This window comes from Kitasatospora sp. SC0581, assembly GCF_048159585.1.
Taxonomy (GTDB): domain Bacteria; phylum Actinomycetota; class Actinomycetes; order Streptomycetales; family Streptomycetaceae; genus Kitasatospora.
In genome coordinates this window covers 423,197-437,967 of record NZ_JBLRWA010000001.1, presented here as the reverse complement: position 1 = coordinate 437,967, position 14,771 = coordinate 423,197, and the positions used below count along the sequence as shown (strand labels likewise).

General features: G+C 76.1%; 7 protein-coding genes. 5 read left to right on the top strand and 2 right to left on the bottom strand.

Going from position 1 to position 14,771, the window contains the following annotated elements; all coding sequences use genetic code 11:
* The first annotated feature begins 60 nt into the window (after positions 1 to 60).
* The 3 genes from ACLWS4_RS01835 to ACLWS4_RS01825 are packed head-to-tail and all read left to right on the top strand — an operon-like array spanning position 61 to position 8,974.
* Complete coding sequence (locus ACLWS4_RS01835) at positions 61 to 7,389, top strand: amino acid adenylation domain-containing protein (RefSeq protein ID WP_416873141.1); 7,329 nt, start codon at positions 61 to 63, stop codon at positions 7,387 to 7,389.
* Complete coding sequence (locus ACLWS4_RS01830; protein WP_049656914.1) at positions 7,386 to 7,571, top strand: MbtH family protein; 186 nt, start codon at positions 7,386 to 7,388, stop codon at positions 7,569 to 7,571. The genes ACLWS4_RS01835 and ACLWS4_RS01830 overlap by 4 nt, the downstream gene beginning before the upstream one ends.
* Complete coding sequence (locus tag ACLWS4_RS01825; protein ID WP_375874448.1) at positions 7,568 to 8,974, top strand: DHA2 family efflux MFS transporter permease subunit; 1,407 nt, start codon at positions 7,568 to 7,570, stop codon at positions 8,972 to 8,974. The genes ACLWS4_RS01830 and ACLWS4_RS01825 overlap by 4 nt, the downstream gene beginning before the upstream one ends.
* Before the next feature lie 295 nt (positions 8,975 to 9,269).
* On the opposite strand, the gene fes is transcribed toward ACLWS4_RS01825, so the two are convergent.
* Both fes and fhuB read right to left on the bottom strand, forming a co-directional pair.
* Positions 9,270 to 10,403, bottom strand: a complete 1,134-nt coding sequence (fes, locus tag ACLWS4_RS01820; RefSeq protein WP_416873140.1) for an enterochelin esterase — start codon at positions 10,401 to 10,403, stop codon at positions 9,270 to 9,272.
* A complete protein-coding gene (fhuB, locus tag ACLWS4_RS01815) occupies positions 10,400 to 12,592 on the bottom strand; it encodes a Fe(3+)-hydroxamate ABC transporter permease FhuB (RefSeq protein ID WP_387966626.1) in 2,193 nt (730 codons plus the stop codon). The genes fes and fhuB overlap by 4 nt, the downstream gene beginning before the upstream one ends.
* Positions 12,593 to 12,699: 107 nt before the next feature.
* On the opposite strand from fhuB, the gene ACLWS4_RS01810 reads away from it, so the two are divergent.
* Together ACLWS4_RS01810 and ACLWS4_RS01805 are read left to right on the top strand one after the other, a co-directional pair.
* On the top strand, positions 12,700 to 13,728 hold the full coding sequence (locus tag ACLWS4_RS01810; protein WP_074004181.1) for an ABC transporter substrate-binding protein: 1,029 nt from the start codon (positions 12,700 to 12,702) through the stop codon (positions 13,726 to 13,728).
* A 27-nt stretch (positions 13,729 to 13,755) separates the two neighbouring features.
* Positions 13,756 to 14,538, top strand: a complete 783-nt coding sequence (locus ACLWS4_RS01805) for an ABC transporter ATP-binding protein (RefSeq protein ID WP_049658517.1) — start codon at positions 13,756 to 13,758, stop codon at positions 14,536 to 14,538.
* The last annotated feature ends 233 nt before the right edge of the window (positions 14,539 to 14,771 follow it).

Below are 14,771 nucleotides of genomic sequence, written 5' to 3'. Positions count from 1 at the left end.
AACTTAGATTAGGCTAACCTAAGTAAGGCGTTCCGGATCCCCCGAGGAGCTCTCCACCCCATGCCTGCCGTCGAAACCCAGATCGCCGACAGTCAGACCGTCGACAGCCAGATCGCCGACAGTCGGGCCGCCCACAGCCGGACCGTCGACGGTCAGGCCGCCGACGTCCCCCTGCTCGCCGCCCAGGCCGCCATCTGGTACGCCCAGGCCCTCGACCCCGACAGTCCGGTCTACAACACCGGCGACGCCGTCGAGATCACCGGCCCGCTCGACGACGAGCGGTTCGAACAGGCGCTGCGGCAGGCGGTGGAGGAGGCCCAGGTGCTGAGCGCCGTCGTCGTCACCGACCCGGACGGCACGCCCCGCCAACGGCTGAGCCCCGGCCGCCACTGGCCGCTGCACCGCCTGGACCTGCGCGCCGCCGAAGACCCGGCCGCCGAGGCCGAGGCCTGGATGCGCGCCGACCTCGCCCGCCCGGCCGACCTCGCCGAGGGCCCGCTGTTCACCCACGCGCTCATCCGGCTCACCGGGGACCGCCGGCTCTGGTACCGCCGCATCCACCACCTCGCCGTCGACGCCTACGCGTTGACCCTCCTCGGTGACCGGGTCTCCGCCCTCTACACCGCCCTCGTCACCGGCACCGAACCCGCGCCGAACCCCTTCGCCGGACTCGCCGAGGCCGCCGCCGAGGAGGCCGCCTACCGCGAGAGCGCGCAGTACGGGGCCGACCGCGCCCACTGGTCGGCCCGGATGGCCGACGCCGACACCCCGGCCACCCTCCCGGGCACCCCCGAGCCCGGCGCGTCTCCCGAGGTCGGCGCTTCCCCCGAGCCCGGCGCGTCTCGCGAAGCCGGCGCGTCCGGCGCATCGATCCGCCTCACCGCCGAGCTGCCCGCCGGCACCCGCGACCGCCTGGAGCGCGCCGCCGAGGCCGTCCGCGCCACCTGGGCCGAGCTGCTCCTCGCCGCCGCGGCCGGCTACCTGCACCGCCTGACCGGCACCCAGGACGTCGTCCTCGGCCTGCCGCTCGCCAACCGCCGCGGCCCGGCCGCCCTGCGCACCCCCGTCGCCGCCGCCAACGTGCTTCCGCTGCGCCTCGCCGTCCGCCCCGCCGACAGCGCCGAGGCCCTGCTGCGCACCGTGGTCCGCGAACTGCGCGCCGTCCGCCGCCACCAGCGCTACCCGCTGGAGGAGCTGCGCCGCGACCTCGGCCGCACCGGCGACCGCCGCGCCCTGTTCGGCCCGATGGTCAACATCAAGGCCTTCGAGAGCGACCTCGACCTGGCCGGCCTGCCCGGCACCGTCCGCAACCTCGCCGCCGGCCCGGTCGACGACCTCGCCCTGAACGTCTCGCCCGGCCCGGACGGCGCGCTGCGCCTGGTCATCGACGCCGACCCGGCCCGCTACGGGGCCGCCTCCCTCGCCGCCCACCGCGACGGCCTGCTGCGCTACCTCGACGCCCTCGCCGACCTGCTGCTCGCCGACCCCCGGACGCCCGTCGCCCGGATCGACCTGCTCGACCCGGACGGCCTGCGCCGCGCCACCGAAGGCCGTACCGAGCCGCCGGTCGAGCGGACCGTGCCCGAGCTGTTCGCCGCCCAGGCCGCCCGCACGCCGGAGGCCGTCGCCGTCCGCTCCGGCGCGGCCGCGCTGACCTACCGGCAGCTCGACGCCGCCGCCAACCGGCTCGCCCACCGGCTGACCGCCCTCGGCGTCAAGGACGGCGCACCGGTCGCGATCGCCCTGCCGCGCGGCACCGACACCCTGGTGGCGATGCTCGCCGTCCTCAAGGCGGGCGGCGCCTGCGTCTCCCTCGACCTCGCCCACCCCGAGCGGCGCCTCGCCGCCGTGCTGGCCGACGCCCGCCCGGTCTGCGCGATCGGCACCGCCGAGGCCCTCGCCGGGCTCGGCCTGCCCGCCGGCCTGCCCGTCGTCCGCCCGCAGGACGTGGCCGGCGAGCCCGACACCGCCCCGCCCGCGCCCCGACTCGGCCAGCCCGCCTACGTGTTGCACACCTCGGGCTCCACCGGCCGCCCCAAGGGGGTGGTGGTCACCCACGCCTCGCTGGCCAACCTGCACGCCGGCCTCGGCGAGGACCATGTCGCCCCCGCCCTGCGCCGCGCCGGCCGGGACCGGCTGCGCGTCGCCCACAGCGCCTCGTTCGCCTTCGACGCCTCCTGGGACCCGGTGCTCTGGATGGTCCACGGCCACGAGCTCCACCTGCTGGACGACGCCACCTACCGCGACCCGGCCGCGCTCGCCGCCCACCTCGACCGCGAGCGCGTCGACTACCTCGACCTCACCCCCTCCTACCTCGAAGTCCTGATCGCCGAAGGCATCCTGGACGAGGGCCGGCACCGCCCGTCCGTCCTCGTGGTCGGCGGCGAGGCCACCCCGCCCGCCCTCTGGCAGCGCTTGGCCGCCGTCCCCGGCCTGCACCCGGTCGACCTCTACGGCCCGACCGAGACCACCGTCGACGCCTATGCCTGGACCCCGGGCCCGGACGGCGCCCCGCGCGGCCGGGTGGTGCGCGGCTCCCGTGCCTACGTCCTGGACGGCTCGCTGCGCCCCGCGCCCGACGGCGTCACCGGCGAGCTGTACGTGGCCGGCGCCTGCCTGGCCCGCGGCTACCTCGGCCGCCCCGACCTCACCGCCGAACGCTTCCTCGCCGACCCCTTCGGCCCGCCCGGCAGCCGGATGTACCGCACCGGCGACCTCGCCCGGCGCCGCCCCGACAACACCCTGGAGTTCCTCGGCCGGGCCGACGACCAGGTGAAGATCCGCGGCTTCCGGATCGAGCCCGGCGAGATCGCCGCCGTCCTCGCCGAACTCCCGGGCGTCGCCCAGGCCGTGGTGATCGCCCGCCCCGGCCCGCAGGGCAAGCGCCTGCTCGGCTACGCCGTCCCGGAGAGCGGCAGCGCGCCCGATCCGGACGGGCTGCGCGCCGCGCTCGCCGCCCGGCTGCCCGCGCACATGGTCCCGGCGGCCGTCCTGCTGCTGGACGAACTGCCGCGCACCGCCCACGACAAGCTCGACCACCGGGCCCTGCCCGAGCCCGCCGCGGCCACCGAGGGCACTGCGGCGGCCACGCCCCGGGAGGAACTGGTCTGCGGCCTGTTCGCCGAGGTCCTCGGCCTGCCGCAGGCACCCGGCCGGGAGGCCTCCTTCTTCGACCTCGGCGGCCACTCGCTGCTCGCCGGCCGCCTCGCCGCCCGGCTGCGCGAGACCTTCGCCGCCCCGGTCGGCTTCGCCGACGTGTTCCGGCAGCCGACCCCGGCCGGCCTCGTCGAACTGCTCGACCAGGCCGCCCTGTTCGACCCGGCGGAGCCCGAGCACCGCCCCACCCTGGTGCCCGTGCCGCGCACCGAGCGGATGCCGCTCTCGCCCGCCCAGCGCGGGCTCTGGTTCCTGCACCGCCTCGAAGGCCCCAGCCCCACCTACAACATCCCGCTGGCGCTCACCCTCACCGGCCCGCTCGACCGGCACGCCCTCGGCCTCGCGCTCGGCGATCTCGTCGCCCGGCACGAGGTCCTGCGCACCGTCTACGGGGAGGAGCCGGACGGCACGCCGTACCAGCGCATCCTCTCCGAGTTCCGGCCCGAACTCCACGGGAGCACCGGAGAGCTGGGCGATGAAGTCCGGTACGCCTTCGACCTGACCGCCGAACCGCCGCTGCGCGCGAGCCTGTTCACCGACGGCCCCGAGCGGCACACCCTGCTCCTGCTGCTCCACCACATCGCGGGCGACGGCGCCTCCACCACCCCGCTGCTGCGCGACCTGGCCGTCGCCTACGGCGCCCGGACCGCCGGTCGGGAACCGGAACTGCCGGAACTCGCCGTCCAGTTCGCCGACCACGCGGCCTGGCAGCGGGAGCGGCTCGGCACCGCCGACGCGCCCAGCCCGCTCGCCGTCCGGCAGGTGGAGCACTGGCGCGCCGCGCTCGCCGGACTGCCCGACCAGCTGGAGCTCCCGCTCGACCGCCCCCGTCCGGCCGTCGCCGGCCACCAGGGGGCCACCGTGCCCTTCGCGCTCGGCGCCGAGGCGCACACCGCCCTGGCCGGGCTCGCCCGGGCCGCCGACAGCACCGTCTTCATGGCCGTCCAGGCCGGGCTCGCCGCCCTGCTCACCCGGCACGGCGCCGGCACCGACATCCCGGTCGGCACCCCGGTGGCCGGCCGGGAGGACGAGGAGACCGCCGCACTGGTCGGCTACTTCGTCAACTCGGTGGTGCTGCGCACCGACACGTCCGGCGACCCGACCTTCCGCGAGCTGCTGGCCCGGGTCCGCGGCACCGTGCTCGCCGCGCACGAGCACGCCGAACTGCCCTTCGACCGCCTGGTCGAGGAGCTCAACCCGGCCCGCTCGCTCGCCCGCCACCCGCTGTTCCAGGTGATGCTCGCCTGGCAGAGCCGCCCGGACGAGCGGACCGCCCTGGGCGGCGGCCTCACCGCCGACATCGCCGCGATCCCCAGCGGCACCGCCAAGTTCGACCTCACCCTGAACGCCGGGGAACTGCCCGGCGGCGGCATCGGCGGCTTCCTGGAGTACCGCACCGACCTCTTCGACGACGCCACCGTGGCCGCCCTCGGGGAGCGCCTGACCCGGCTGCTCACCGCCGCCGCGAGCGCCCCCGACACCCCGATCGGCCTGCTGCCGCTGATCAGCGAGGAGGAGCGGCGGCGCGCCCTGGTCGAGTGGAACGGCCCGTCGGTGGACACGTCTTCGGACGCCACCCTGCCCGAGCTGTTCGAGGCGGCCGCCGCCGCCCATCCGCACGCCGTGGCGGTGGGCTACCGGGACGAGCAGCTCGACTACACCGAACTCGCGGCCCGCTCGGACCGGTTGGCCCGGCTGCTGGCCGCCGAGGGCATCGGTCCCGGCACCATCGTCGCGCTCGCTCTGCCGCGCTCGCTCGAACTCGTCGTCGCCCTGCTGGCGGTGGCCAAGTCCGGCGCCGCCTACCTGCCGCTCGACCCCGACTACCCGGCCGACCGGCTCGCCTACATGCTGGCCGACGCCACCCCGGCCGCCCTGCTCACCGACCGCGCCACCGCGCCCCGGCTGCCCGCCCACGAGGTGCGGCAACTCCTGGTCGACGGGCCGGAGTCCGCCGCCTTCCCGGCCGTCCCGCTGGAGCAGCACGAGCGCACCCGCCCGCTGCGCGCCGAGGACACCGCGTACGTCATCTACACCTCCGGCTCCACCGGCCGGCCCAAGGGCGTGCCGGTCACCCACCGCAACGTGGTCCGGCTGTTCGGCGCCACCGACCACTGGTTCGGCTTCGGCGCCGAGGACGTGTGGACGCTGTTCCACTCCTACGCCTTCGACTTCTCGGTCTGGGAGCTGTGGGGCGCCCTGCTGCACGGCGGCCGACTGGTCGTCGTCCCGCACCTGGTCAGCCGCGACCCGGCGGCCTTCCTGGACCTGCTCGCCCGCGAGCGGGTCACCGTGCTCAACCAGACGCCGTCCGCCTTCTACCAGCTCAGCGCCGCCGACCGGGACCGCCCCGGCAGCGAACTCGCCCTGCGCTACGTGGTGTTCGGCGGCGAGGCGCTCGAACTCGCCCGGCTGGACGACTGGTACGACCGGCACGCCGAGGACGCGCCCACGCTGGTCAACATGTACGGCATCACCGAGACCACCGTGCACGTCTCGTACATCGCCCTGGACCGGGCGAGCGCCGCCGCCGGGAGCAGCAGCACCATCGGCGTCAACATCCCCGACCTGCGGGTCTACGTCCTCGACCAGCACCTCCAGCCCGTCCCGCCCGGCGTCACCGGCGAGATGTACGTGGCCGGGGCGGGCCTGGCCCGCGGCTACCTCGGCCGCCCCGAGCTGTCCGCCACCCGCTTCGTCGCCGACCCGTACGCCGCGCTGTTCGGCGAGCGCGGCACCCGGATGTACCGCTCCGGGGACCTCGCCCGGCGCCGCGCCGACGGCGTCCTGGAGTACTTCGGCCGCGCCGACCAGCAGGTCAAGCTGCGCGGCTTCCGGATCGAACTCGGCGAGATCGAGGCCGTGCTGGCCGCCCACCCGGCCGTCGCCGACGCCGCCGTGGTGGTGCGGGAGGACGTGCCGGGGGACAAGCGGCTGGTCGGCTACGCGGTCGCGCCGGTCGGCGCCGTGGGACCGCTCGGCACCGCCACCCCGGACGAGCTGCGCGCCCACGCCGCCGCCGAACTGCCCGCCCACATGGTGCCCTCCGCCGTCGTCCTGCTCGACCGCCTCCCGCTGACCGCCAACGGCAAGCTCGACCGCCGCGCCCTGCCCGCCCCCGAGGCCCCCGCCGCAGGCGCCGGCCGCCCGCCGCGCACCCCGCGCGAGCAGCAGCTGTGCGAACTGTTCGCCGAGGTGCTGGGCGTGGCCTCGGTCGGCGTCGAGGACGACTTCTTCGCACTCGGCGGGCACTCGCTGCTGGTCGTGCGGCTCGCCGGGCGGATCCGCGAGGTGCTCGGACTGGAGGTCGGCATCGGCGCGCTGTTCCAGGCGTCCACCGTGGCCGCCCTGGACGCCGCCCTCGCGGCGGGCGCGCCCGGCGCCGACGCCCTGGACGTGCTGCTGCCGCTGCGGCCCGTCGCCCCCGGCCGGCAGCGCCCGCTGTTCGCCGTCCACCCGGCCGGCGGCCTCAGCTGGTGCTACACCGGCCTGATCCGCAACCTGCCCGGCGAGGTGCCGATCTACGGCCTCCAGGCCCAGGGCGTCGGTGCCGCCACCGCCGAACTCCCGCTCCCGGAAACGCTGGAGGAGCTGGCCGCGCACTACGCCGACCGGCTGCGCGAGGTCCAGCCGGAGGGCCCGTATCGGCTGCTCGGCTGGTCCACCGGCGGGATCATCGCGCACGCGGTGGCCGTCCGGCTCCAGGAGCTGGGCCAGCAGGTCGAGTTGCTCGCCATCCTGGACGCCTACCCCGCCGAGGGCTTCCGCGAGCTGCCCGTCCCCGACCAGGCCGAGGCGCTGGAGGCGCTGCTCACCATGGGCGGCTTCGGGCCCGAGGACCTCGACGGCCTGCCGCTCGAACTCGGCGCCGTCACCGCGCTGTTGCGCCGCGAGGGCAGCCCGCTCGCCGGGCTGGACGAGAGCACCGTGGCCGCGCTGAACCGGATCTACCTCAACACCAACCACCTGGTGCGCGGCTACGACCACCGCCGCTTCGACGGCGACGTGCTGTTCTTCCGCGCCACCGTCGACACCATCGACGACACCCTGGTGCCCGAGCTGTGGACGCCGTACGTGTCCGGCCGGATCGCCAACACCGACGTGGCCTGTTCCCACAAGGACATGACCCTGCCCGAGCCGATCGCGCACATCGCGAGCGTGATCGCCGACCACCTCAAGCAGTCCGACAAGCAGTCCGACAAGACGACCGACGATGGAGAAGACCACCGATGAGTGACGCCCCCGCCAACCCCTTCGACGCCGACGGCGAGTTCCTCGCGCTCGTCAACGCCGAGGGACAGCACTCCCTGTGGCCCGCCTTCGCCGCCGTCCCGGCCGGTTGGACCGTCGCCCACGGCCCCTGCGAGCGGCCGGCCGCCCTGGAGTGGATCACCGCGCACTGGACCACGCTGTGACCCCTCCGGCAACCCCTCCGGCGGTCCAGGCCCCGGCGCGCCCCCTGCTCGCGGGGCGCGCCGCGGTGGTGGTCGTCTACACGGCCGCGATGTGCATGAACGGCCTGGACTCGACCATCGTCAACCCGGCGCTGTTCAGCATCGCCGAGGACTTCGGCCGCCCGGTCTCGGCGGCGAACGCCGTGGAGACCGCCTTCCTGGTCGGCCTCGCCCTCGGGCTGCCGGTGGCCGGCTGGCTCGGCGACCGGTACGGCGTCAAGCGGGTCTTCCTCGGCTCGCTCGCCGCCTTCACCCTCGCCTCCGCGCTCTGCGCGGCGGCGCCCGGCCTGGGCACGCTGTCCGCCGCCCGGGCCGTCCAGGGCGTGGCCGGCGGGCTGCTCACACCGGTCGGGATGACCCTGCTGTTCCGGGCCTTCGCCCCGCACGAGCGGGCAGGCCTGGGCCGCATCCTGATCGTCCCGACCGCGCTGATGCCCGCCCTCGGGCCGCCGCTCGGCGGCTTCCTCACCGAACACCTCTCCTGGCACTGGCTGTTCCTGGTCAACGTGCCGATCGGCGCGGCCGCCGTGCTGATCGGGCTGATCGGCCTGCGCGGCGAACAGGAGCCCCCGGCCGGCCGCTTCGACACCACCGGGTTCCTGCTCGCCACCCCCGGCCTCGGCCTGCTCACCTACGCCCTCGGCTTCGGTCCGGCGCACGGCTGGACCTCCCCGGGCGTGGCCCTCGGCGGACTGCTCGGCCTGGTCCTGCTGGGCGCCGCCGTACGGCACCAACTGCGCACCGCCGAGCCCCTGGTGGATCTGCGGCTGCTCGCCGACCGCACCTTCGGCACGGCGAGCTGGCTGGCCCTGCTGACCTCGGCCGGGCTGATGGGCGCCCTGTTCGTGCTGCCGCTGCTCTACCAGGCGGCGCGCGGCGCCACCGCCCTGGACGCCGGGCTGAGCGTCTTCCCGGAGGCCATCGGCCTGATGGCCGCCTCGCAGGTGGTGGACCGCCTGCTGCCCCGCCTCGGCCCGCGCCGGCTGGCCCTGCCCGGGTTGCTGCTGGCGGCGGCCGTGCTGGCCGCGCTCGGCTTCGCGGAGAACCCGTGGGCCGTACGGGCGTTGATGTTCGCCGTCGGACTGGTGCTGGGCACCGCCGTGCTCACCGTCCAGATCGCCGGCTTCGCCGACGTCCCGCCGCCCGCGATGGGCCGTGCGATGGGCCTGTTCACCATCCTGCGCACCCTCGGCGGCGCCCTCGGCATCGCCGCCACCGCGGCCCTCATCGGCGCGTTCGGCGACGGCGCGGGCGCCGGACCGTACCGGCTCGCCCTCGGGCTCACGGCGGCCCTGGTCGCCGCCGGCGCCCTCCTGGCCGTCCGCCTCCCGGTCGACGCCCCGGGCCCGCCGCCGGAGGACTGAGCCCTCAGGTGGTGGTCGTCCGCCCGGCCGCGTCGTGCGGCCCGGCGGACGACCACCGCGCCGGGCACGGGAGCAACGCCACCGTGCCGGATCGACCCGCCGACCGACCCCGACAACGACTCGAGCGGGAAGCCCATCCGCGACGACCCGCGGATGGGCTTCCCGCTCTACCCGATCGTGGACCCCGGAAGAAGACGGTGACGCCGTTCCCGGATCCCGACCGCGACCGCCGGCGGCGATCAGGGGTGAGGTCCCCGATCGCCGCCGACCGCCCGCGGACCGGCTGGTCCGCAGGTCACCGGCCGCCGAGCAGGTGGGCGAGCCCGTCGGCCAGGCCGCCGCGCCAACAGGCGTAGTCGTGGCCGCCGTTGAACTCGCGGTAGGCGAGGTCGTAGCCGCGGGCGGTGAGGACGTCGCGCAGGTGGCGGTTCTGGGCGAGCAGCATCCACTCCTGGAGCCCGACCTCGATCCAGAAGCGGGCCGGGCGCCGCTGTTCGGCGGCGAGGCGGCGGGTCAGCCACTCGCTGCCGACGTCGAACTCCGTCTCGTCGGGCCACCAGAAGGAGCCGGACTGGGAGAGCGCGTTGCCGAAGCGCTCCGGGCGGCGGTAGGCCGCGTAGGCGGCGGTGAGGCCGCCCGCGCTCTGGCCCGCGACCACGGTGTCGGCGGGGTCGGCGCTCGCGCCGAACTCCGTTGCGGCCCAGGGGAGGAGGCGGTCGGCGAGGAGGTCGACGAAGGCCGGGTTGCAGCTCAGGTCGTCCGGCCGCTGCGGGCCCATGGTGTGCACGAGCAGGGCGACGGTCGGCGGGATCGCGCCGTCCGCCGCCAGGTTGTCGAGGGTGTCGCCGACGGACAGCACCCCGCCCCACATCTCGCCGTCCAGCAGCACCGCGACCGGGTACGGTCCGCCGTCCGCGCGGTGCCCGGCCGGGAGGTGGACGTCCACCCGCCGGCCGGCCGCCGTGTGCGCGACGGTCCGCCCGCGCGGCACGCCCTCGCGCCGCGCCACGTACGGTTGCGCGGGCGCGGCGGGCAGGCTGAGCACCGAGGAGGGGTGCCGGCCGTCGCGGGCGGGCAGCCGGGGTTCGGTGTCGTACGGGTCGGGGCGGGCCCGGTCCAGGACGCGCAGCCAGTCGGCGCGGGTGGTGCCGGGGGCCTCGCCCCGGAAGGGGTACAGCTGGTAGGAGGCGCGGTGGTCCTCGCGCAGCCGGTAGGTGATCGACCAGCTTCCGTCGGCCTGACGCTCCATCAGGTGCGGTGTCAGGTCCCCGGCGTGGCGGTCCTTGTCGGTGACGGTGTGCAGCAGGGCGAGCACGCCGTCGCAGTCGGCCTCCCGGTGGGTGAAGGTGACCAGGCGGTAGGCGGGGTCGTCGGGGTCGAGGGCGACGACGGGCGGGGCTTCCACGGTGGGTTCTCCAGAGGTGGTCACGCGGGGCTGCCCTTGCGGCTGAGCAGCACCCAGAGCAGGAACGGGCCGCCGAGGACGGTGGTGACGATGCCGACGGGGATCTCCACCCCGCCGAGCAGCACCCGTCCCAGGGTGTCCGCGAGGACGACGAGCAGGGCGCCGGTGAGGGCCGAGCCGAGCACCGGCACCCGTGCGGGTCCGGCCAGCCGCCCGGCGACCACCGGCGCGGCCAGTGCCACGAAGCCGACCGGCCCGCAGACGCCGACCGCCAGTCCGGCCAGGGCGACGGCCAGCAGCAGGCAGGCGAGCCGCACCCGGCCCGGGTCGACGCCGAGCGCCGAGGCGACGCTGTCGTCGAAGCGCAGCACCGCCAGGCGCCGGGCCGCCACCAGGGCGAGCGGCACCAGTACGGCCAGCCCGACCAGGACGGGCGTGGCGATCGCGAGATCCCGTCCGTTGAGGCTGCCGGAGGTCCAAACGTACAGCGATCCGGCCGAGTTGAGCGAGCGGCGGGCCAGCGCGACCTGGATCACCGCCGAGGCCAGCGCGGACATCGCGAGGCCGACGACCAGCACCCGGTAGCCGCGCGCGCCGAGCCCGCCGGAGACCAGGGTGACCACCAGGACGGCGGCCAGCGCGCCGAGCGGTCCGGCCCACCAGGCGCCGAAGGTGCCGGAGGCGGTGGCCGAGATCAGCACGGCCGCGGTCGCGCCGTCGTTGACGCCGAGGAGTTCGGGGGTGGCCAGGCGGTTGCGGGCGAGGGTCTGGGTCAGGCAGCCGGCCAGGCCGAGCGCGGCCCCGGCGGCGAGGGCGGCGACGATCCGGCCGAGCCGGAACTTCTGCACCAGCAGCACGTCGAGGCGGTCCCCGTAGCCGAACACGGCCTGGAAGGTGCGGCCGAGGTCGAGTTCGCTCTGCCCGGCGTGGGCGGCGACCACGACGGCGGCGAGCAGGGCGGCGGCCAGGCCGAACGAGGCGGCCAGCGCCCGGCGGGGGAGCAGCAGCGACCAGGCGCCGTACCGCAGTGCCAGGTCAGGCTTCGGGGCGGGCGGTTCGGCCCGCCGTCCGGCCGGCGGGGTGGCCTCGGCCGGGTCGCTGAGGGCGAGCGCGGCGGAGCGCCGGGAGCGGACGATGGCGATCAGGGCCGGGGCGCCGACGAGGGCGACGATCACCGACACCGGCGCCTCGTACGGCCTGGCCACCACCCGGGCCAGCACGTCGGCGCCGGTCAGCACGGCCGCGCCGAACAGTCCGGCGAGCAGGGTCAGTCGGCCGATCCGCGGACCGGCGAGGGACCGGGCGAGGAAGCCGGCCAGCAGGCCGAGGAAGGACACCGGCCCGGCCATGGCGACCGCGGAGGCGGTCAGCAGGGTGACCGCGACGGCGACCGCGGCCCGGGTGGCGCCGGGGCGGTGGCCGAGGCCGCGGGCCAGGTCGTCGCCGAGCGCCAGGGCGGTGAGCGGCCGGGTGGTGAGCGCGGCGAGCAGGAAGCCGGCGCCGAGGACGGGGGTGAGCCGGGCGAGTGTGCTCCAGCCCTCCACCCCGGCCAGTGAGCCGAGCACCCAGACCCGGTAGCGGTCGTAGGCCTCGGGCGAGTTGACGATCAGCACACCGGTGAGCCCGCCGAAGGTGGCGCCGACCGCGGAGCCGCCCAGCACCAGCCTCATCGGCGAGCCGCCGCCCCGGCTGCCCGCGATCAGCAGCACCAGCGCGCTGGCGAGCACGGCGCCGCCGAAGGCGAAGGCGAGGTAGCCGTAGGAGCTCTGGACGCCGAGTACGGCGATGCCGAGCACGACGCCCAGCGAGGCGCCGGCGTTGACGCCGAGCAGGCCGGTCTCGGCCAGCGGGTTGCGGGTGACGGACTGCAGCTGCGCCCCGGCGACGCCGAGCGCCGCGCCGACCAGCAGCGCGGTGAGGGTGCGCGGCAGTCGCAGGTCGCCGACGACCAGGGCCAGTCGGCCGTCGGCGCGGGCGCCGTCGTGGTTCAGCAGGTAGTCCAGCACCCGGCCGGGGCCGACCTCGCCGGCGCCGACCGACAGCGAGAGCGCGGCCAGGGCGAGCAGGAGCACCACCGCCGCCGTGACGGCCGGCCAGGTGGGGCGGGTGCCCTCCGGGCGGCCCCCGGGCCCCTCCGGGCGGCCCCCGGGCCGTCGGGGCTCCGGCGCGGTGGCGGGGGGCGCCTTGGTGACGCCGGCTTGCGACAATGTCATAAGGTAAGGCTAACCTAATGGTCGAGTCCGTCCCACGGGGCCCCTCCGCCCCGCCGAACGACCCGGACGCTGCTCAACTCCCGTACCACCGTTGCCCGGAGGCACCCATGCCGTTCGCCCGTCGCCCGCTCAGCCCCGTCCGCCGCCGTGCGGCCCAGGCGCTGGCCGTCACCGGGGCGGCCGCGCTCCTGCTCACCGGCTGCGGCTCCTCCGGCTCCTCCTCCTCGGGTTCGTCCGCGGCCGCCTCCCCGGCGGCCGACGCGGCGGGCGGCGGCAAGGGCGGCGACACCGGCAAGCGCACCGTCAAGGACGCCACCGGCAAGGCCGTCGAGGTCCCCGCCGAGCCCAAGCGGATCGTCACCCTCACCCAGGAGGACCTGGACGCGGTGCTCGCCCTCGGCGTCAAGCCGGCCGGCATCACCAACGGCCAGGGGCTGGCCGAGCCGCCCGCGTACCTCAAGGACAAGGTGCAGGGCGTCCCGGTGGTCGGGAACCTGCTCCAGCCCGTGATGGACAAGGTGATCGCCGCCAAGCCCGACCTGATCCTGGCCGGCGACATGCAGGACGAGCAGGTGCTCAAGCAGCTGCGCGAGATCACCCCCGCCACGCTGGTCACCATGGCGCCCACCGACGACTGGAAGCTCGCCTTCCGGGGCATCGGCAACGCCGTCAACAAGCTCGACCAGGCCAACAAGGTGATCGGCGACTACGAGGCCAAGGCCGCCAAGGCGGGCGGCGAGCTCGGCAAGAACAAGGGCGCCGCCGTCTCCATCGTCCGCTGGAACCCCACCGGCCCGAGCTGGATGGAGAAGAAGCAGTTCGCCAGCGGCGTCGCCCTGGACATGGGCCTGACCCGCCCGGCCGCGCAGGACAAGGACGGCAACGCCCACAGCCCGGCGCTCAGCCTGGAGAAGCTCAACGAGATCGACGGCGACTGGCTGTTCCTCTCCACCCTGACCGACGACGGCAAGACCGCGCTCAAGGACGTCCAGTCCAAGCCCGCGTACCAGGAGCTGGGCGCGGTGAAGAACAACCACGCCGTCACCGTGGACGGCTCGGTCTGGTCCACCCGGGGCGGCCCGCTCGCCGCTGACGTCGTCATCGGCGACCTCGCCAAGGCGCTCGGCGGCAGCTGAGCGGGCGCCGGTCGAGGGGGAGCTGCCATGGAGTTGACGATCCAGGGACTCAGCGCCGGCTACGGGCCGGGGCGCCCGGTGCTCGGCGGCGTCGACCTCACCGTCCCGGCCGGCCGGGTGGTGGCGGTGGTCGGGCCGAACGGCTGCGGGAAGTCCACCCTGCTGCGCTCCGTCGCGCGGCTGCACCGGCCGGACGGCGGGCGGGTCCTGGTCGGTGGCGAGGACGTGTGGCGGCTGCGCCCGCGCCAGGCCGCCCACCGGGTCGCGCTGCTGCCGCAGAGCCCGCAGGCCCCGGAGGCGGTGACCGTCGCCGGACTCGTCCGCTACGGCCGCCACCCGCACCAGGGGCTCTTCCGGCAGTGGTCGGCGGAGGACGAGCGGCTGACCGCCGAGGCCCTGCGCGCCACCGGCGTGGAGGAGCTGGCCGACCGCCGGCTCGACCGGCTCTCCGGCGGTCAGCGCCAGCGCTGCTGGCTGGCCATGGTGCTCGCCCAGGACACCCCGGTGGTGCTGCTCGACGAGCCGACCAGCGCGCTCGACCTCGGGCACGCGGTGGAGGTGCTGGAGCTGGTCCGCCGGGTCGCGGCGGGCGGGCGGACGGTGGTCATGGTGCTGCACGACCTCGCGGCGGCCGCCCGGTACGCGGACCTGCTGGTCGCGCTGCGGGACGGCGCGGTGGTGGCCTGCGGGCCGCCGCGCGAGGTGGTGGACGCTCCGCTGGTGCGGGCGCTGTACGACATCGACAGCCATGTGCTCGCGGCGCCGGGCGACGGCGCGCCGGTCATCGTGCCCCGGGCGCCGCTGGGCTGACGGGGCGGGGGCCGAGGGGTCGTCGGGTCGCCGGGACGGAGGGGGCCGCCGGGGCCGGGGGACGGGCGGGGCGGCTGCGTGGGGGCAGCCGCCCCGCCTTTTTCGTCTCTTCGATCACCCGTTCGAGTGGTTTGAAGTCTGCATGTCACGGCCGGAGTTCACCCCGCCCGTCGCATTGTCAGTGGGCCTCGCTACGTTCCTCGCATCGCTGGTCAGCAGGCGATCGACAGGTG